Genomic DNA, 18810 nt, shown 5'->3' on the forward strand with positions numbered 1-18810 from the left:
TGCACATTATAGTTTTTTGGCCCTTGAGCTTTTTAGTCAGTCTTTGATTCATCTTGTCCTACTGGACATCATGATGCCTGGCATTGACGGATTTGAGGTCTTAAAAGAGATTCGAAAAATATCCGACGTGCCGGTGATTATGTTGACAGCAAAAAAAGAAGAGATAGATCGAATTAAGGGTTTTGAACAAGGTGCAGATGATTATGTACTTAAGCCTTTTAGTCCGAGGGAGCTCATGGGAAGAATTAAAGTTCTACTTAAAAGGGTTTATCATGAATCAGAGACCATGGTATACAGATACAAAGATTTAAGTCTGCATATAGGAAGCATGAAGCTATACAAAAATCAAGAGGAAATCACCATCACCTCTGCTGAGTATGGCTTGTTGTGCGCATTTTTTAAAAACCAAGGTCAGGTTCTAAGTAGAGAGCAGTTGATTGGATTGGCTTATGGACAGAATTATGATGGGTATGACCGTAACGTTGACAGTTATATAAAACGCATTCGTCAAAAAATAGAAACCGACCCCAAAGCGCCTGAAATACTGATAACAAAATATGGCGCCGGCTACATGTTTGGAGGTAAATGATGGTATCAATAAGACAACAATGGTTGAGTGTTCTTATATTTATAGCGGTACTATCTGTCGCCGTTAATGCATTGGTTCTAAGTGCGCTTATAAACAGATATTTTCTTGAATATACCACAAAAAACTATGAAGCACATGTAGAACAGATTACTTTATACTCACAGAGAAGCCTGCAGAATTTAGATGTGAATAAAAATCAAATGGTTATGGATATGGAAACACATCTTAGTGATCCGATTACAAGTATTAAGTTATATGATGCCCTAGGCGAACTTCTTATTGAAGTATCTAAAGATCAGAGATTCGGACCGGACATGATGCGAGAAGGTATGATGTCTAGTATGATGGGTGGCTTCTTTGAAGAAATGGATCGTATTGATCTCAAAGATGATACAGGCGCAAAAATTGGTCAACTCAATATCTTGCGCTATAGCTCACTAGAGAATTCTATGGCAACAAGGATGTTTAGAGTAGCTCTATTTACCAACAGTTTGATATCTGTTGGGCTTGTGATAATTATGTCTGTTGTTATAGGGTTGATTGTTAGCAAGAAAATGAGCAGGGATCTTAAAGATACATCTGTGTTAGCACAGAAGATTGATATAGGAGAAGATTTGGAAATCCATTCATCTAAAGTCATGGAAATCCGAATCATACAGGAGCGTTTGGAAGCACTTCGATCCAAATTGAAGCTTAAACAAAGGAGTCGAAAAAATCTGACAGATGCCCTGCTCCATCAAACAAGAACACCCTTAACGATCTTGAAGTCTCATTTTGAAGGCTATGAAGATGGATTAATACATTTTACTGAAGATGAAATCAAAACCTGTGAGAATCAGATTGAAGATTTAACGGTTATAATCGAGAACATGAGTGGTATGATCGATGCTGACCAAGATATGGATGAGGTTAGGGTTGAGGAAATTGATGTTCATGCGATGCTTACAAGAATTGTAAAAGGATTATCGGTTCAATTTGAAAGAAAAGGCATAACACTGATGCTTAATAGTCATGAAAAGATAAAAATAAAATCAGACCCTTACAAGTTAAGCCAAGCAATTTACAATATATTGACCAATGCCTATAAGTATACGAATGGTAATGGCAGAGTCGTTGTAAACTATCAAGAAAAAGACGGCCGTGTCTGTATTAGTGTGAAAGATGATGGCATAGGTATAGAAAAAGAAGAAATTGGCCAAATCTTTAATGCTTACTATAGAGGTGGTAATGCAAACAAAACACAAGGTGAAGGCATCGGGTTGCATGTTGTGAAGGAGAATCTAAAAAGCATCCAAGGCACAGTAGATGTGACTTCAATGCTTAATGTTGGAACTGAGTTTACGATTAAGATACCTAAAGTGATTTAGTAACAAACTATTTTAGTCCTTAGTTAGGTCAACAATGGTATTCCATAAGTCTTTCAAAAAGAATTCCACCTCATCATCTGAATCATAGATCAAACAGGGTACATCCTGACCATAAGAAGATTCGGCAAAATCAATTACCGCTTCCATATTATCATCTACAAGGATTAAATAGATAAAGGGCAAATTTGACCCATACTCTAAAGATATGATTGACTCAGGATTATTTGGGGTTTGTAGCTCTTTATCTAAAATAATCAAGATAAATGTATTTAACGATAGTGGGTTAAAACAGTGGTAGCCTAGGAAGTCCTCTAAGTTAGTTGGAATAATATTATAGCCATAATCTTGTATATGTTGTAGAACGATATTATGTTTCATGAAAATACCTCACTTATTTTTTCGTAGACAATTGTCTATTAGAATCAACTCTTACTATAGCATCTTTTAAAATATAAAGATAGAAAAAAGCATAAAGTATAAATAAAAAGACGACTAATAATCGTCTTTTTATTTATACTTTTAATTGAGGATATAAATATATTAATAACATAAATATAAAACGTGATTTAAACTTAAAATATAAATACTATAAAAATATAATAATAATAAACTATATTAAAACAATAAAAAATATTATTAAAAATACAATAAAAAATTATTAAAAATTGATGAAAATAAATTGTGTTTTGTTAAAACATGTGGTATGATTATTCTAATATTATTTCGGGAGAGTGATGATATGTTACGTTTCAAAAACATGCGCCAGCGTGTTGAATTTGCCTACGAAAGAATGAATATCGATATCTACTATGAAGGTGATTACCGATACACCGTTGAACATCATAGTGATCATAAGATTTTTGAAAAACTATCTGAAGAACAGGTAGATGAAGTCTTGAATCAGATATGGCAGGAATTAAAAGTAGAAAAAGTTGGGTAGGGGACTGGTATGCATGGATTTCAGGAGATTAGAGCGGATGTTCTGATTAATAGTGATGATTTAAGAAGAAGGTTCAAAGATGTCAGAGAACTGGTACATAGCCGAGGAAATGCGGGTGTGTTGGTCAACAATCGTGTTGATATGGTTCTTATGGATATTGAAGTTTATAATAAATTAATTGAAAATCAAACTGCAGGCTAAGGTGAATCCGTTTCGAAAAATGGGTTTGCCTTTTGTTGTTAGAATATAACTTGATGAAGGGAGAATAAAGATGAAGAACTTCAACATGCACATACCAACAAAAGTATATTTTGGTGAAGGTGCAATCAAAGATTTGAGTATTGAAATAAAGAAATATGGCAACAGGGTTTTGATGGTATATGGCCATGGTAGCATTAAACGTAATGGTGTTTATGATGATGTTATGGCTGTATTTGAGTTGGGCGATATCACATATGTTGAACTTTCAGGTGTAGATGTGAACCCTAGATTGGAAACAGTTAATGAAGGTGTAAGAATATGCCTGTCTGAGAAGATTGATTTTATTTTGGCTGTGGGTGGGGGAAGTGTTATTGATTGTTCAAAGACCATAGCGGCAGCCGTCTATTATGCCGGTGACCCTTGGGATCTGGTAAGTTATAAAACAAAAATTCAAAAAGCTATGCCACTTGGTGTCGTATTGACACTTTCAGCGACGGGATCTGAGCTTAATGGTAATGCTGTGATTAGTAATACACAGACAAAGGAAAAGCGAGGCTTTTCAAGTGAATGGATGTGGCCTAAATTTTCTATATTAGACCCTACATATACCTATACTGTATCGCCGCATCAAACGGCTTGCGGCATCGTAGACACTTTAACCCACTTATATGAGTTCTATTTTAGTGCCAAGGAAGATGCAGAGCTCTCAGATGCCATGAGCGAAGCTGTTATGGCGACTGTCATAAAATATGGTAAGATAGCTATAGCTGAGCCTAATAACTACGAAGCCCGTTCAAATCTAATGTGGGCAAGTGCGGTTGCCCTTAGTGGCATGACCAATAGGGGTAAGACGTTTGAAGGTTTTAATCATGCTGTTGAACACGGCCTAAGTGCCATTTATGACATAACCCATGCGGATGGACTGGCAATATTGGCTCCATACTGGATGGAGTATGTGCTTGATGAAAAAAATGTGACCAGATTTGCGAGATTTGCCAGAAAAGTATGGGGCATTGTAGATGAAGACGATATGGGCGTTGCAAAGAAGGGTATTGAACGCACAAGAAGGTATTATGAGTATTTGGAAATGCCCAGTCGATTGAGCCACGTAAAAATTGATGATGCGAGATTAGATGCGGTCATTGACCATGCATTTTTAGGGGATACTTTAGGCCATTTAAAAATTTTACGTAAACAAGATGTTAGAAGAATTTTAGAAGCGGCTTTATAGAACTTTTATCATACAAAAAAGAGGTTCTGTCAACTAAACCGACCCCCAACTGTTAGATCTAAATCTAACAGTTGGGGGTCGGTTTAGTTGACAAAGTTACTTTAGTTCATGCAACATTGTTTGTATTTTTTACCACTACCACATGGGCAAGGATCATTACGACCAATCTTCTTATCTTTAACAATGATTTTTGATTGGTTGTAAGTTTTCTTAATTTCTTTTCTTTTTTCTAAGGTGAAGATGGTATCCCAAGCTGGAAGATTAAAAAGCCAGTCGGCTTTAGCATGTAACATGTTGAAATAGAGCTTTTCAAGATCAACATCAAGGTGAATCAAGGTACTTGCTTTAACGTCTTCCAACACAAGTTCACTTTTAAGACTTGTGTTAATGCCATCCAAGAATCCGACAAAGGTCATATTATCCATGTTGTAGCTTTTGGCGAGCTCTGATACAGTTCCTTTAATGATTTGATCAGGTGTGGCGAGTATAGCTTCATAAATAACCTGTTCTTTTGGAAGATAATCCCCCCAAAAAGCATCATAGTCTTCCCCGTTTCTATCCTGATAGGCAAGATCCTTCCAATCTGATATAAGTGACATAGTATATATCCTTTCTTATGAAAAATCGATAACTCGGCTATATTAGAAGCAAAGAAGCTACTAATATAGAGCCCAGTCTATAATCAATGCTCATTATAGCATATTTATGATTTTTTCGAAAATAAATTCTCCAAATCAAATGGATGATAAAGGTCGGACGCTACCCCTTTCCATTAAGGAATAACTGGCAACATATTTGGTGATTTTATTAGGGTTCTCTTTGTCCATAAGACTAAGTAAAAGTTCGGCAGCTTTTGTACCGACAGCATGGGTGTCAGTATGGATGGTTGTGAGAGGTGGCTGATAAAAAGCTGCAACATGAACATCGTCAAAACCCATCACGGAAATGTCATCAGGCACTTTTAAACCCATATCATTGGCACAGCTAATGGCACCGATAGCCATAAAGTCTGTAGTGGCAAAAACTGCAGTAGGGCGATCGTCCGGATTTTTTAGGAGTATTTTCATAGCTTCATAACCGCTTTCAATACTGAAGTCACCTTCAGTCATTCTACTTGGATTAAGGGGGATGTTATTCATCTCATGGGCCAGTTTATATCCTTTTTTACGTTCCAGGCCGGCAGCCTCATCGTAATCCGGTAAGCCAATAAAACCAATATCTTGATGGCCCATTTGAATCAAATATTCCGTAGCGGTTTTGGCAGCATAAAAGTCATCATGAATGACATAAGGCATATCTATATAATTGCTTTTTTGTCCAATCATAACAATCGGAATCTTATAGTTTTTCAACATGGCATAGTGCTTTTTGGCAAAACCGGCAGCAAAATATAAGATACCATCGACTCTCTTCTCTTTAAAAGTATTAAAGATACTTAACTCCTCATCAGCATGGTATCGACTGTTAGCGAGCATGATATTGTAGTTATTGGCTTTTAATACATCTGTTATGGCGTTGATAGATTGACTAAGTGAACTCATACTAAGTTCTGTAACGCAAATTAAGACACCTATGGTATAAGTTTTATTTTGTTGCAGTTCCCTTGCAAGTGAATTAGGCCTGTACCCCGTTTCTTTGAGGACAGCTTCGACTCTTTTACGTGCATCTTCACTTACTTTCGCTGTATTATTGATGACCCTTGAGACAGTACTGATTGAGACACCGGCACAATTGGCCACATCTTTGATATTCATCTGTTCACTCCTTGAAAATTTTCATATTTAATAGTTACATTTTACTTTATTGGATGCGTTAAGTCAATTGGCATAAAGCATAGAAAAAGACCTTAAGAATAGGGAGAATAGCCGGAAGTATAGGGAAACGTGTATGATGATAGGGTGAATTTGACTTAAGCATTTACATGAAAAGCTTTTCAGTATAACTGGCTTTATATCGGATAAAAATAACTGGAATTAGGAAGATGTCTATAAAAAGGTGTAATTATATGGTATAATAAATCATATTGAGAATGAATTTCATATAAATAGAAAGGTGTGATTTTATGAAAACATCAAAAAAAATATTATGGACCCTAATGCTTATATCGTTATTAACACTGACAGCCTGTAACAATTCTGCAACGCAGATATCAGAAATTAAAAGTGAACTCGAAAGTGTAAAAGCAGAAAACAGTCAGTTAGAAAATGAGCTAGTCGTAATGGAAGAAGAGATTGTATCTTTAGAAGAAACAATCACCGCTATGGAAGATGATATTTCTGCTACTGAGTTAGAAGCTACAAGTAGTTCAAGTGGACCAAGCTCCAGCGTTGTCAATACATCAGCAGATGTTATTGAAGCGATGAACAATCAGGATTTTGCTACCCTATCTACTTTTATTCATCCGACCCAAGGGGTTAGGTTCACACCCTATACCTACGTTGATACAGTAAATGATGTTGTTTTTACAAGTGCTCAAGTTGCCAATATGGCAGTTGATCCAACGCTTATATTATGGGGGGCCTATGATGGTACAGGAGAGCCTATTCAAATGACAGCTTTAGACTATTTTGATGCCTTTGTTTATGACGAAGATTATATGAATCCTCAGATTATGGGTTTCAATACGACTGTACATTTTGGGAATATGATTGAGAATTTAGAAACTGTATATCCCAATGGTGATTATATTGAATACCATTTTAATGGGTTTGACCCTATTTATGAAGGTCTGGATTGGTCCAGTCTTACACTGGTTTATGAAGAAGTTGGATCCGTTTGGTATTTGGTCGGAATCATTAACCATCAGTGGACAACTTAAATGTAATCATGATTGTTTGTGGATCATACCATGACAGTAGGATCTTCCTCAAGCTTAAGAACGATGGTATTTTTACCTTTACTTTTAGCTTCATACATGGCGGCATCGGCCATAGTTAGTATATCTTTTTCTTTCATACCTTCACGAAAAGGGATATAACCAATGCTTAGACCGGTTTGTGTGTTATTCATTTGGATGCCCATATGTGCAATCATATCATTATAGTCCTTAAGAATGCTTTCTAGGTTCTTTTGGACTTTTTCTTTGGACATTTCTTTGAAAATCATAATAAACTCATCCCCACCAAGTCGACCACTTATAACAGAAGATGGGGGCTGATTTTTTAGTATTGAACCCAAGTTTTTCAGGATAAGGTCACCCATATGATGGCCATAACGGTCATTAATCTTTTTGAAATGGTCCACATCAATAATAGCAAAGTAATAATCTTTCAGATGAACGGCATTTAGTAAGTGATGTATGTTTTCAAGAGCATAATTTCTGCTAAAGAGGCTCGTCAAATCATCATAAAGATAGGCTTGATAGTAAGATTCTCGTTTTACAATCGTTTCTTTGATTTTTTTGAAAGTATAGATGGTTTTTAAAGTGGCAAAAAGCAAGGTACTAAGGTATAGATTGGGGTTGCTATAGGGGTATTTTATAATCATATAGCTTAGATAAGTGGTATGAATACAATAGAGCAATATGGCACCATATAAAAGCCAAATTTCTTTAAATAAAGGTCTATTGCGATAATATAACAAAATAAAATCAACCAGTATATAAAGAGCGAGCAAGATCGAATAAAGCTGAAAAACGAAAAAGTAGGGACCTTTGACGGCTGAAGGCGTGCTACCATATTGGACGCCTCTTGTGATAAACCAAACATCATTAGAAAAAATTAGGATAATGATAATGGTACTCATAATAACCGCCAAGATAAAAGGGATTTTTGTTTTCTTTTTTGTCATCCAAGAAGTGGCACCAACGATAACAGCTGCTAATACGATATATGAAAGATATAACAGCCTTGAATAGTTAAAAATCTCAAGATCAGTACGGGCATGGGTCAAGAATAAATAGATGATTAAAGTGACTAGGATAGAACACTCAATAAGAACAGCTTGTCCTATATATTTAAGACGTTGTATAAACAGGGAGGTGATGATGTATAACATAATTAGAATCAGTAGCACAATGATCGTGGGTAAGGTGCCTAAGAAAGTAAGGTTAATTTCAAATGTATTTTGTAAAGAAGTCATTTTCTCACCATCCCATCATCATGGACGACAATCTTATTATTGCCGGCTTTTTTTGCATCATACATAGCAAGATCAGCATGTATGATGGCATCATTTCCATTATAATCGTGAAAAGTTGCCATACCGATACTAAGACCGATGGTTGAATTACTTAGATCATTGTTCATTAGAATGGTTCTGAACTGATCAATAAGCGTATCCAAAAAGTCGTGAATCTGCAAGGAAGTTATACTATCTTCTGAAATAAGTAGAACAAACTCATCTCCACCATATCGACAAGGAAGGAAGTTCATAGAATTGTATTGGAGTAGATAATCTGAAAAATCAAGGAGAAGTTGATCGCCGACGACATGACCCAACTGATCATTAACGACTTTAAAATTATTGAGATCAATAAAGAGTAAAGTACCTCTTTCGATGTGGTTTAAAGCTTCAAGAAGATAACTTCTTGAATATAAATGGGTTAAACTATCATGGGTCAATTTTTCATAGAGGTAGTCTTTTTCTTGTAAAACTTTTTTATAGCGTAGAAGGAAAAAAACAATGGACATAAAGACCAATAGGAGAGAAAAAACCCAATCTAAAGATCTTAATGAGGTACCGTTTAGAGTAAACCGATATGCTATCGTGTAATAGATTAAAAGGGAAAGATAAATGGTTAGAAGAAAAAGATACTTATAAAAAGACCGATGAAACATTTCATATATAGAAAGATAAAGGCTGTAAAAAGTGATTATAGCCAAATAAGTATAAAATAAAGGGCGTATTGAATTAGGATAGTAGAAGTTAAGGCCATAAAAAATAGGGATTAGAAACAGAAATATTAGGCGTAACCATGGGTGTTTGCGCTGGAAAATATACATGGTGCCACATAGAACTGAAAAAAGTATAGCATAATCAAAAAAAAGAATGATTAATGGGTAGTATGTCTTATATAGAGGCGTAAAGTTGGATAACTGCAGAAGCAGAAAATAATTACTTGTCATCAAACTCAAGAAAATAAATGAAAAATAGCTGATGACATAAACGAGTAAGCGATCCTTGTCAATATATATATAGTATAGAATTGAAAGCAAAGAGAAAGCACCTATCATCACACTAGCGATAAGCGTACCGACAAAATTTCCATTTATGGTAAGTGTAAATATAGGATCAACCAACATGGGATACACCCCTTTATCTCAATAGGTCAATTGTACCATAGATTATTAGGACCATCAATGAATATAAGTGTTCTTCTATAGAGAATTAATAATGTCGATTGCGAGTCTTAGAAGTTTATGGGATAATAAAAAGGTTAAAGAACCAAATTTGCATGAATACACGATTACTTAAGGATTAAGAGGATAGAAAAAATGGATAGAATTGCAGTACTTGGACCGAAGGGAACATTTACAGAGCTTGCGACCCAAAAATACTTAGAATCACAAAATATAGAGATGGAATTGGCCTACTATCCTTCCATGCGTAAAACATTTGATGCCGTAGGGACCAGTTGTAAATATGGTGTCATACCTATCGAAAATACCTTAGACGGATTTGTACAGATTATCTTGGATTTGTTGACCCATACCAATTTGAAAATTATTCATGAGATTGTATTACCTATTAGATTTGCTTTTGTAGGCAACAGTGCATGTTTAGATGATATTAAAAAGGTCTATGCTCAGTTCAAGTCAGAGAATCAATGCTTGGATTTTCTAGAGCAGTTTAGAGATCGTGACATCATTACAACAGCAAGTAACAGTCAGTCCTATGAAGAAGTCATAAAAGGTGAGGATGGGGTAGGTGCTATTATTCCCATACATATGCTGAGTAACCGTCATGATTTTAAGACGGTCATCGAAGATATAACAGATTCTATGGACAATGAAACAAGATTTATTATAGTATCACAACATCTTAATGAGGAAGTGGTTGCCAATCGACCATGGAAGACTTTTTTTGTGGTTAGTGACGACCTAGATCGACCTGGTTTATTATGCGATATATTAAACACTTTTTCAAAAGAGAAAATCAATCTAAAATCAATTATATCCAGGCCAACCAAAACAGGCTTGGGCAATTATAACTTCTTTATTGATATAGATGGATGCTATCAAAAAGATGAGCAAGTGCGGGTAGCCATTGCTCATGTTTATGATAAGTACAATATTAAAATATTAGGTTCATATTATCGCGTTATGCTAAAAGAGGACAAAAAATAACGAAGTTATATTAAAAATTCTTGACATACCCGATACCGATGACACCTTTACCAAGATGGCAGCCAACTGCCGGAGAAATAGGTGCATCAATAAGTGTTGCTGTATCGATACCTACTTCCTCAAAACGCGCTTTGACTGTTTCTAGGTGTTCAGGCGCCTCTGTATGAAAAAGGAATATGAAGCGGGTGTCAGCACCATTGTTGGTGGATTCGAAAAATCTTTCAATCACTCGGTTTAGCGCCTTTTTTGTCGTACGAATCTTTTCAGAAGCCACTATTTTACCATCTTCATTCATCTCAAGAAGTGGCTTAATTTTAAGCATTGAAGCCATAAAGGCAGCACTGTTGGATAGACGACCGTTTTTAACCAAATACTTAAGATCATCGACCATAAAAAAGATATAATCATTTTCTCTAATTTTTTCAAGATGGCTGATAACCGTATCGACAGAAGCACCCTCTTCAACCAAACGATATGCCTCCATCGCCATATAGCCTGTTATATAAGAAGCTGAACCGCTATTAAAAGGATGGATGTTAAAGTCATCAACATAGCTCTTAGAAAGGCAGACACCTTGATAAGTACCGCTCAAGTTCTCAGATATAGAAATATATATGGCATCGGTATACCCTTCGTCTTTAAGCTTTTGATAGATATCAAGGAGTTGACCTGGAGAGGGTTGAGCAGTTTGAGGTATTTCCTCAAGACAATCCAGTTGATTATAAAAGTCACTTGGCTTCAGATCAAGTCCGTCCATATATTCTTTTTGATTCATAATGATGGTGGTTCTTGCTATCTTTACATCTTCATAGCCTTTTATATAATCAAGTCCACTTGTACTACATGTGATAATTGCAATTCTACTCATAGGTAACCTCACTCTTGTCGTATTTGGGCTTTATCTTAAGTGGTTATAATGTCAATCGATAATATACTTGTTACTATGTATTATAATAAGTATTAGCAATAAGTTCAAGTTAAAATAAAAACGCCCACACTCTTATAATAAGAAGTTAGGCGTTTTTATATGAAGCGCGAAACGAGATTCGAACTATCTACGTGCCCCACAAACCCTTTAGAAAGGAGGGTTCCGATGCGTCTAAATCGTTGGGGACTAAATAACGGACTTATATATCAATTTTAATAATTGTAATAAAATAAAAGCGTAATCATAAAGATTACGCTTCTTCTTTGTTGGGTTATTACACCCGATAAATATTTGTTCGAGCTGTTAGCTCTATTCTTCTTTGTTGGGATTTTATACCCTAAAGTTATAAGTTCGAGTTGTTAACTCTATTCTTAATCACATTATACCATCTTACAGCACTTTATTCAACAATTTCCTCAAGTTTATTTTCTACAATACTATTTATGATATCATCAATACCATTTTCATAGTCAGAGCTGGTGAATATAAACTCGATACCCTCCATCAATTCTCGAATTTGTATCGGGTCTTTGACACTTGCCGAAGTAACTAAAACAGCGAAAACCTTATAACAAGCCTATTTAGGCTTATTTTTGTCAAATTCTACTCTTTTCATTTACGTTCTACTACGTTCTATGATATAATATAGGGTATTAGGAGGTGTTGTTATGAGGCTGAAAGTTGTAAATTCTAAAAATGTTCAATTATTATATGTCATAGAAACTATTTATGTTGATGGAAAACAAAAAACTAGAACCGTCGAAAAACTTGGCAGATATTCTGATTTAGAAAAAAAGCTAAATGGTGCTAATCCCATAGAGTGGGCCAAAAGTATATCGAAGATCTTAATCGCCAAGAAAAAGAACAAAAACGTGAGGTTATTATCAAGCTTAGGCAATCCACGCTTATTGATAAAGAGATTCAACGTTCCTACAACGGTGGCTATCTTTTTCTTCAACAGATTTATTACCAGTTAGGGCTTCATAAGATTTGTAACGATATTTCTTCAAGGCACAAGTTCACCTATGACCTTAACGGTATTCTCTCTCGTTTGATTTACGGAAGAATTCTTTTTCCTTCTTCCAAGCTTTGCACCTTTGAATCTTCTAAACGTCTTCTCGAACAGCCAAACTTTGAATTACAGAACATTTACAGGTCTTTAGAAGTTATCGCTAAGGAATCCGATTTCATACAATCACAGCTTTACAAAACAGTCTAGCAGTTTCTAAACGTAATGATCGAATTCTTTATTATGACTGTACCAACTACTTTTTTGAGATTGAACAAGAAGATGGCCTTAAACAATATGGACCCTCCAAAGAAAACCGTCCTAACCCTATTGTAGAAATGGGCTTGTTTATGGATGGAGATGGTATTCCTCTCGCTTTTAACATTCACAGTGGCAATACCAATGAGCAGGTGACTCTAAAGCCTTTAGAAAAGCAAATTATCGAAGACTTCAAACTATCCAAGTTTGTTGTATGTACTGATGCCGGCTTATCTTCAAATGCAAATAGGAAGTTTAATAATATAAATGGACGTTCTTTTATTACAACTCAATCCATCAAAAACTTAAGCAGTTTTAAAAGAGTGGGCTTTAGAACCAACTGGATGGAGGCACAATGATTCCAAAGAAACCTTTGATTTAAACCTGTTTGATGAAAATGAAAGTCTTTGTGAGCAATATAAGAATATGACCTTTTATAAAGAGAGATGGATTAAAGAGAATGATCTTGAGCAAAAACTGATTGTCACCTTTTCTCTTAAATACCGTTATTATCAACGTCAGATCAGAAACAAACAACTTGAACGTGCCACAAAACTCATTAGCACTAACCCAAAAAGTATAGGTAAGAAAAGACAAAATGATTATAAACGATTTATCGCTTCCACCAATGTTACAAGTGATGGTGAAGTTGCAGAAGAGACACTTTACCATCTTAATTCAAATACTGTTGCTGAGGAAAGTATCTATGACGGCTTCTATGCAGTATGTACTAACCTTGACGAAGATGCTTCTGAAATAGCTAGAATTAACCACCGACGTTGGGAAGTTGAAGAATGTTTTAGAATTATGAAGAGCGAGTTTAAAGCAAGGCCTGTTTATCTTCAAAGAGACGACCGTATAAAAGCGCATTTTACAACCTGTTTTCTAGCACTTGTTTTATATAGATATCTGGAGAAAGACCTAGACAACCAGTTTACAACGAACGAAATCGTCGGCCAGTTAAAGGATATGAACTTCTATTGCGTTCCTGGACAGGGTTTTATTCCGACCTATACACGTACTGATTTTACAGATGCACTACATGATACCTATGGATTTAGAACAGACTATCAGATTGTCAGCGACAAAGAAATGAAAAATATATACAAAAGACTAAAAAGTAAAAAAAGTACGCAAAATTAATGACATATAAAAGCTTGAAGCCCCTATTTATAAGGGATTTCAAGCTTTTTCTGTTTCACAACTGTCAAAGACAGGATTATACCATCTTACAGCACTTTATTCAACAATTTCCTCAAGTTTATTTTCTACAATACTATTTATGATATCATCAATACCATTTTCATAGTCAGAGCTGGTGAATATAAACTCGATACCCTCCATCAATTCTCGAATTTGTATTTCTGTGGAAGAAACATCCTCATTCGAACTTTTATTTTTTACGTCATAAGCTAGAGACCTTATCTTAGTGGTTTTTTCACCGACCAACAAATCAGTGTAAAGCTCTATTCTTTTTTCGGGAATATCATGTGTCATATCGTGTATCATCAACTTAAACAAAGAATCAAATGTTTCATCAGTTACTGATGACTCGATTGGTGTTCCACCTTCTTTAAGCTTTATGAATCTATTTGCATTAACGGTACGAACTTGATTATACACGGCGTAACTTGGGTTCGATGCTAAAGAAGTTGGTAAGTTGATTACAGTAATCATCTCCTTATTTGTTCCAACTCCATTAGATACTTTTGTTAGAGGCATAACCACGCATGTTCTTGAATCATTATTCTTTTTAAGAACAAGAGCTAAGTGTTTTCTGTCAAACTCTGGTGATCTTACAGGGTCAAAGTCAACAGTATACACGCACTTAACATTTATATCACTAAAATTCATATACTTCTCCCTCGATTCTTTCTATTAATCTGTATTTTATTATAAACCAACCAACGTATACACTCAAGGAATTATTGTTTGCATATGCAAAACCGCCTTCGCTAAAGGTGGTTTTTTATGCTTCAAAAGAGGACTTTTTTTAAGGCTTAGTATAGTACATAATCTAATTGTTTTAAACGACTTCACCCAATCCAGTTATATAAATCAATTCCTTGCATATTTTAGCAGTAGAAAATATGAAAGGAGTTAATATATGAGTAATTTAGCAACAGATGATTTTGGACTATGGGTCCAACAGTTAAATGATGAAGTAGAGGAAGTCAGTAAATCTACAGGCGTTGAGTATGTTTCTTATGATGACATAGATGCCTTTAAACTGGATATCCGAACAGAGCAGGCAATGAAGCACTTGAAAGCGATACACTCTGCCAATGATGGTAATATAGCTTTTTGTTATCAGGACTTTGAAAAGTATTTTTTTGATGATACTTTTAGCTTGTCTGCCAACAAAATAAAGAACATGATTTATAGAGGTAGCTTACACATCAGCCAATCTACATTTAGTGGTTACAGAAGATTAGAACAAACAGCTTATAGTAATAGCGTAATTGTGATAGATGTAGATTTCTACAATATCAGCGGTCTTAATGAATTACCTGCCATGAACATCATCGAGTTGATGAAAATGGACGGGCTTTTTGAATACCCTGCCCCTTCCTACTGGATTAGTACAGGCAATGGAATAAGTTTAGTGTTTTTGTTGGAGCAGTTACCAGTCAGAGCAAAGTTTTTCGGAGGCAATATAAATCTTAGGAAGTTGGTAATAGAAAAGCTCAATAGGCGTTTTATGGAATATGGGTCTGATTTTAGAACTTCTGACATTACAAGAGTTAATAAAATCCCAGGTACCTATAATTACAAAACTGGAAATATGGTTGAGATTTTAGATTATGAGTATTTAGATTGGAATAACCTGAAAAGGTATAATTTAAGGGAATTAGCGGAAGAATTGGGCATCGAACGGATTACAAAGAAAAAGAAACGTAATAAATCAGGTCGCAAAGTCAGCAATCTGTTCAATATGTATACTTTGAATTACTATAGGGCACAGGACATAAAACACATACTAACGACAAGGGTTGACGTTGAAGGGGTTCGGGAAGTTGGTTTGTTCCTATATGCTATCCATCATATGAATGCCTTTGAGGATGCGGATAGATTGGAAGAAGATATACTCTTGTTGAATCTTTCTATGGCAAAGCCCTTGCAGGAAAAGGAAGTCTACAAAAAGATTCTAAAGCATGTCAAAAAGGGTCGAAGGTATAAGTTTAAGAATGAAACTATTATCAACTGGTTAGGTATACAAGAAGCTGAAATGGACGATTTAAAAACAATCATTTCGAAGGACAACAGAAAAAATAGACAGCTAAAACGAGAAAGGGCTGATAGACGTAACAAGAACTGCTTAACTTCAAGGGAACAGGCAAAAGCTGACAACCTTAATATCATATCTGCTTTATTGGATGAAGGTTACAGACAGAAAGATATCGTTGTTGAAACAGGCTTATCAAAAGGCACTGTATCTAAATACACTAAAGAGCTAAGGACACTGTAAATGGTGTTCTTAGCTCTTTGAGTTTCCTGAAATACGTCTTTAGATTATTTAATATATAAGAACTCTTTTGAAAGGGGGTCTGGGGGAAACTTTGTCATATTTCACATAAATGACAGGGGTTATGATATCAAATCACTTCGATGGTTGTAAGACATTATCACTTAATAACTGACCATACATATTCATAGGTGCCACCATAGCCGTAGTTAATGTGATTGTATCTGTAATCCCGTGTAGGACAAGTGGATTTTCATTCCCAACCACATTCTTGTAAATAAAGAGTTGTGTAGCATCCATCCAGAATTTTTGGTTAGCACCATTATCAACGAAATAATTATACAGTGGCTGAACAGAATTAATCAGGTCAAAAACTTCAAGCATTTCAACTTTCCATTTATCACCGTGTTGTTCAACAGATGATGTATAGAATTCACTATTCCAGTCATGGAGCTTCTCTTTAAACTCATCAAACTGCTTCTGATTTAGTTTCTCCTTGAAAAATCCAATTCCATAAGAGTTAAAAAACTCGTACAAATACAATATTCTATCATCTGTTTCTACAGGATTATCAGTAACTTCTTGGTATTTTCGGAGGACAGCCATAGATACATCAGTTACGAATGATGCATAATTTGCAACTAACTTATTTACATTATATTTTCTCCAGAACATGATTTACCTCCGCCATTATATAGCTTCTTCTTTAGATAGTTTACTATGTTTTCTGAACATGTTTAACAGAACCAGTACAGTTGCGAATCCTAATAGGCTTGGTAGAACACTATGCGAAAAGTGATTTAGGAACTCTCTTTCACCGATAACTATGAAAAACACACCGCCCACAATCATGAAGCCATGTATTACCAAATAAAAGCCCGATAGAATACCAGTAAACACCATTTTATGTTTTGGTATGATGTTGTAAAAAATATAAAGTGGAATCAGTGCAAAGAAAACATGCATAAATACTGTCCCTAAAACAGTATCCTCTGTAATTTTCCATTGGTTGATTAATGACACAAGCCAGTAGACAATAGTATATGCTCCAAAAGACACTGGTAGTGCAAAAAACCATCGTGTCCATGTTGGCCAGTTATCAAATGTGTCCAATGTTTCTAATTCAAGGTTCATTAGCTTTTTAATCATTTTATACCCTCTTTCTTTATACTCATCTATTCAATAATACACTAATCTAATGATAATTTCTACAAACGTAAAATCCGACTTTCGCAAAAAAATAAATTTCTTTGTTGATTTAGTTATATCTGAAAATCCACCGCATAGTATATATAAATGGAAAAGGATAACTAATCGGTTAATTTTATTCAAGGGGTCTCCCGCCAGAGAAAGGCGGGAGCAAATGAAAGGAGACATAGATTGTGTCAGCTTTATATAGGATGAATTTGGATAACTGATTAGTCCCCATTTTTTTCAAGGAAAAATGGGGATCTAAACAGTTAGGAGGGCGGAAAAGTAGAAACAGAGCAGATGAAGCACTAAGAATCACTTTGGTTATGCTACCAGAACAAGGCATTTAGACTTAATGGAACTCGACAATCGGAATATATAATCGGAGGTGATTAATGGCAAGGAAGAAGAATCTAAAAATCATAATGAACGAAAAGCTCAATGAAAAGCTTTGTATAGGACAAAAACGCTCGGAAGGTAAGAAGCTCTACAAGGCTAATACAGACCCTAAAAGCCATGGTTACAACAACCTTAAGGCTCCAGGTATCTATAGCGTTAAAACAGCCAATACCTACCGTGAAGTTATCAATATGGTCGGTGATAAACTCAGGTCTAACTATCCTGAAATATGGCAATCTAAGGATATTTCAAAGGTTGATAAAGAAGTATGTTACAGCATCTTAAGAGAACGTGAAGCCGAAGGAAAATCACCGTATACCATCAGCAGAGATTTGGCGGCCTTGAATAAGGTATTAGCCCTAAATCTCTCCAAGAAGGAAGGCGGTTTATCTAAACGGTCATATAAACTGTTAACACGCTCAAGGAATGGTACAAATGCTAATCTGACAGATAGACTTAGATTGAAGAATCAACAACAAATCACCATAGCTCAAGCAACAGGGATTCGCAGACAATCAATGAAAGTCATAACACCTGATAACTTTGTCAGAGACCGACAGGGAATTCCTTGCTTGTTGTACGTTGTTGAAAAAGGTGGACGTGAGCGATTTATTCATATACTGGAAGACAGACAAAAGGAGGTTCGAGACATACTTGACGGTCGTGAGATAGACAAGCCTTTGTTTGATTATTTCAGCAGGAGAATCGATAACCACAGCTATAGGGCTGAATATGCAGAATCAAGGCACCTTGAAATTATCGAACAGGAAGAAGCTAAAGGGCATAAATTTGTTGAAGACTATCGAGACCGCTACGATGCCCATTGTTTAAGCATCTTAACGCAGGACCTCGGACATAACCGAATCAATGTCTGTACTGAACACTATCTGGACAAAGCATAATTAACATAATAGACTAAGAAATTTTCTTGTAGATTGTGCAAC

At 35.4% G+C, this 18810-nt stretch carries 18 protein-coding genes and 1 pseudogene; 10 read left to right on the forward strand and 9 right to left on the reverse strand.

Translation table 11 applies throughout. The annotated features are described in order from the left end of the window. The first annotated feature begins 16 nt into the window (after positions 1 to 16). Both PATL70BA_RS12970 and PATL70BA_RS12975 read left to right on the forward strand, forming a co-directional pair. Positions 17 to 589 (forward strand): response regulator transcription factor, encoded by a 573-nt coding sequence (locus PATL70BA_RS12970; protein ID WP_330510358.1) that lies wholly within the window; start codon positions 17 to 19, stop codon positions 587 to 589. Further along, positions 586 to 1956 (forward strand): sensor histidine kinase, encoded by a 1371-nt coding sequence (locus PATL70BA_RS12975; protein WP_125137765.1) that lies wholly within the window; start codon positions 586 to 588, stop codon positions 1954 to 1956. The genes PATL70BA_RS12970 and PATL70BA_RS12975 overlap by 4 nt, the downstream gene beginning before the upstream one ends. Positions 1957 to 1968: 12 nt before the next feature. Here the strand turns inward: PATL70BA_RS12975 and PATL70BA_RS12980 are convergent, their stop codons facing one another. Beyond that, positions 1969 to 2334 carry a hypothetical protein gene (locus tag PATL70BA_RS12980; protein ID WP_125137766.1) on the reverse strand — a complete coding sequence of 122 codons (366 nt, stop codon included), beginning with the start codon at positions 2332 to 2334 and terminating at the stop codon, positions 1969 to 1971. Positions 2335 to 2695: 361 nt separating this feature from the next. Here PATL70BA_RS12980 and PATL70BA_RS12985 point away from each other — a divergent pair, with 361 nt between their 5' ends. The 3 genes from PATL70BA_RS12985 (at position 2696) to PATL70BA_RS12995 (ending at position 4328) form a co-directional block, all read left to right on the forward strand. Further along, a complete protein-coding gene (locus PATL70BA_RS12985) occupies positions 2696 to 2896 on the forward strand; it encodes a hypothetical protein (RefSeq protein ID WP_125137767.1) in 201 nt (66 codons plus the stop codon). A 9-nt stretch (positions 2897 to 2905) separates the two neighbouring features. Continuing rightward, on the forward strand, positions 2906 to 3097 hold the full coding sequence (locus PATL70BA_RS12990; protein ID WP_125137768.1) for a hypothetical protein: 192 nt from the start codon (positions 2906 to 2908) through the stop codon (positions 3095 to 3097). A gap of 70 nt (positions 3098 to 3167) precedes the next feature. Further along, entirely contained in the window at positions 3168 to 4328 is a 1161-nt protein-coding gene (locus PATL70BA_RS12995) for an iron-containing alcohol dehydrogenase (RefSeq protein WP_125137769.1), read from the forward strand. Between the two features lie 101 nt (positions 4329 to 4429). Here PATL70BA_RS12995 and PATL70BA_RS13000 read toward each other — a convergent pair whose 3' ends face one another. Both PATL70BA_RS13000 and PATL70BA_RS13005 read right to left on the reverse strand, forming a co-directional pair. Beyond that, positions 4430 to 4927 (reverse strand): SEC-C metal-binding domain-containing protein, encoded by a 498-nt coding sequence (locus tag PATL70BA_RS13000; protein WP_125137770.1) that lies wholly within the window; start codon positions 4925 to 4927, stop codon positions 4430 to 4432. Positions 4928 to 5062: 135 nt separating this feature from the next. Next, positions 5063 to 6082 (reverse strand): LacI family DNA-binding transcriptional regulator, encoded by a 1020-nt coding sequence (locus PATL70BA_RS13005; protein ID WP_125137771.1) that lies wholly within the window; start codon positions 6080 to 6082, stop codon positions 5063 to 5065. A 308-nt stretch (positions 6083 to 6390) separates the two neighbouring features. Between PATL70BA_RS13005 and PATL70BA_RS13010 the strand changes: the two genes are divergently transcribed. Then, positions 6391 to 7146 carry a hypothetical protein gene (locus PATL70BA_RS13010; RefSeq protein WP_125137772.1) on the forward strand — a complete coding sequence of 252 codons (756 nt, stop codon included), beginning with the start codon at positions 6391 to 6393 and terminating at the stop codon, positions 7144 to 7146. A gap of 23 nt (positions 7147 to 7169) precedes the next feature. Here PATL70BA_RS13010 and PATL70BA_RS13015 read toward each other — a convergent pair whose 3' ends face one another. Together PATL70BA_RS13015 and PATL70BA_RS16310 are read right to left on the reverse strand one after the other, a co-directional pair. Next, complete coding sequence (locus PATL70BA_RS13015; RefSeq protein ID WP_125137773.1) at positions 7170 to 8408, reverse strand: GGDEF domain-containing protein; 1239 nt, start codon at positions 8406 to 8408, stop codon at positions 7170 to 7172. Then, on the reverse strand, positions 8405 to 8959 hold the full coding sequence (locus tag PATL70BA_RS16310; RefSeq protein WP_172596242.1) for a GGDEF domain-containing protein: 555 nt from the start codon (positions 8957 to 8959) through the stop codon (positions 8405 to 8407). Before PATL70BA_RS16310 ends, PATL70BA_RS13015 begins: the two co-directional genes overlap by 4 nt. A gap of 804 nt (positions 8960 to 9763) precedes the next feature. Between PATL70BA_RS16310 and PATL70BA_RS13025 the strand changes: the two genes are divergently transcribed. Next, positions 9764 to 10615 carry a prephenate dehydratase gene (locus tag PATL70BA_RS13025; protein WP_125137775.1) on the forward strand — a complete coding sequence of 284 codons (852 nt, stop codon included), beginning with the start codon at positions 9764 to 9766 and terminating at the stop codon, positions 10613 to 10615. 10 nt (positions 10616 to 10625) lie between these two features. Here PATL70BA_RS13025 and PATL70BA_RS13030 read toward each other — a convergent pair whose 3' ends face one another. Continuing rightward, positions 10626 to 11483 carry a DegV family protein gene (locus tag PATL70BA_RS13030; RefSeq protein ID WP_125137776.1) on the reverse strand — a complete coding sequence of 286 codons (858 nt, stop codon included), beginning with the start codon at positions 11481 to 11483 and terminating at the stop codon, positions 10626 to 10628. A gap of 728 nt (positions 11484 to 12211) precedes the next feature. On the opposite strand from PATL70BA_RS13030, the pseudogene PATL70BA_RS17240 reads away from it, so the two are divergent. Further along, positions 12212 to 13953 (forward strand): annotated as a pseudogene (locus PATL70BA_RS17240) (IS1634 family transposase). A 96-nt stretch (positions 13954 to 14049) separates the two neighbouring features. Here the strand turns inward: PATL70BA_RS17240 and PATL70BA_RS13040 are convergent. Further along, positions 14050 to 14664 carry a type II toxin-antitoxin system PemK/MazF family toxin gene (locus tag PATL70BA_RS13040; protein WP_125137777.1) on the reverse strand — a complete coding sequence of 205 codons (615 nt, stop codon included), beginning with the start codon at positions 14662 to 14664 and terminating at the stop codon, positions 14050 to 14052. Positions 14665 to 14917: 253 nt separating this feature from the next. On the opposite strand from PATL70BA_RS13040, the gene PATL70BA_RS13045 reads away from it, so the two are divergent. Beyond that, complete coding sequence (locus tag PATL70BA_RS13045; RefSeq protein WP_125137778.1) at positions 14918 to 16279, forward strand: hypothetical protein; 1362 nt, start codon at positions 14918 to 14920, stop codon at positions 16277 to 16279. A gap of 132 nt (positions 16280 to 16411) precedes the next feature. On the opposite strand, the gene PATL70BA_RS13050 is transcribed toward PATL70BA_RS13045, so the two are convergent. Beyond that, positions 16412 to 16951 (reverse strand): hypothetical protein, encoded by a 540-nt coding sequence (locus PATL70BA_RS13050; protein ID WP_125137779.1) that lies wholly within the window; start codon positions 16949 to 16951, stop codon positions 16412 to 16414. A 15-nt stretch (positions 16952 to 16966) separates the two neighbouring features. Further along, positions 16967 to 17425, reverse strand: a complete 459-nt coding sequence (locus PATL70BA_RS13055) for a hypothetical protein (RefSeq protein ID WP_125137780.1) — start codon at positions 17423 to 17425, stop codon at positions 16967 to 16969. Positions 17426 to 17862: 437 nt separating this feature from the next. On the opposite strand from PATL70BA_RS13055, the gene PATL70BA_RS13060 reads away from it, so the two are divergent. Beyond that, complete coding sequence (locus PATL70BA_RS13060) at positions 17863 to 18768, forward strand: site-specific integrase (RefSeq protein ID WP_125137781.1); 906 nt, start codon at positions 17863 to 17865, stop codon at positions 18766 to 18768. Positions 18769 to 18810 lie beyond the last annotated feature (42 nt).

Source organism: Petrocella atlantisensis (assembly GCF_900538275.1).
In the GTDB taxonomy this organism is placed as follows: Bacteria; Bacillota; Clostridia; order Lachnospirales; family Vallitaleaceae; genus Petrocella; species Petrocella atlantisensis.

Excerpts from the sequence above, each read along its gene's own strand:
- PATL70BA_RS12975 (WP_125137765.1), top strand. The coding sequence starts at position 586 with ATGATGGTATCAATAAGACAACAATGGTTGAGTGTTCTTATATTTATA.
- PATL70BA_RS12980 (WP_125137766.1), bottom strand. The coding sequence starts at position 2,334 with ATGAAACATAATATCGTTCTACAACATATACAAGATTATGGCTATAAT.
- PATL70BA_RS12985 (WP_125137767.1), top strand. The coding sequence starts at position 2,696 with ATGTTACGTTTCAAAAACATGCGCCAGCGTGTTGAATTTGCCTACGAA.
- PATL70BA_RS12990 (WP_125137768.1), top strand. The coding sequence starts at position 2,906 with ATGCATGGATTTCAGGAGATTAGAGCGGATGTTCTGATTAATAGTGAT.
- PATL70BA_RS12995 (WP_125137769.1), top strand. The coding sequence starts at position 3,168 with ATGAAGAACTTCAACATGCACATACCAACAAAAGTATATTTTGGTGAA.
- PATL70BA_RS13000 (WP_125137770.1), bottom strand. The coding sequence starts at position 4,927 with ATGTCACTTATATCAGATTGGAAGGATCTTGCCTATCAGGATAGAAAC.
- PATL70BA_RS13005 (WP_125137771.1), bottom strand. The coding sequence starts at position 6,082 with ATGAATATCAAAGATGTGGCCAATTGTGCCGGTGTCTCAATCAGTACT.
- PATL70BA_RS13010 (WP_125137772.1), top strand. The coding sequence starts at position 6,391 with ATGAAAACATCAAAAAAAATATTATGGACCCTAATGCTTATATCGTTA.
- PATL70BA_RS13015 (WP_125137773.1), bottom strand. The coding sequence starts at position 8,408 with ATGACTTCTTTACAAAATACATTTGAAATTAACCTTACTTTCTTAGGC.
- PATL70BA_RS16310 (WP_172596242.1), bottom strand. The coding sequence starts at position 8,959 with ATGTCCATTGTTTTTTTCCTTCTACGCTATAAAAAAGTTTTACAAGAA.
- PATL70BA_RS13025 (WP_125137775.1), top strand. The coding sequence starts at position 9,764 with ATGGATAGAATTGCAGTACTTGGACCGAAGGGAACATTTACAGAGCTT.
- PATL70BA_RS13030 (WP_125137776.1), bottom strand. The coding sequence starts at position 11,483 with ATGAGTAGAATTGCAATTATCACATGTAGTACAAGTGGACTTGATTAT.
- PATL70BA_RS13040 (WP_125137777.1), bottom strand. The coding sequence starts at position 14,664 with ATGAATTTTAGTGATATAAATGTTAAGTGCGTGTATACTGTTGACTTT.
- PATL70BA_RS13045 (WP_125137778.1), top strand. The coding sequence starts at position 14,918 with ATGAGTAATTTAGCAACAGATGATTTTGGACTATGGGTCCAACAGTTA.
- PATL70BA_RS13050 (WP_125137779.1), bottom strand. The coding sequence starts at position 16,951 with ATGTTCTGGAGAAAATATAATGTAAATAAGTTAGTTGCAAATTATGCA.
- PATL70BA_RS13055 (WP_125137780.1), bottom strand. The coding sequence starts at position 17,425 with ATGATTAAAAAGCTAATGAACCTTGAATTAGAAACATTGGACACATTT.
- PATL70BA_RS13060 (WP_125137781.1), top strand. The coding sequence starts at position 17,863 with ATGGCAAGGAAGAAGAATCTAAAAATCATAATGAACGAAAAGCTCAAT.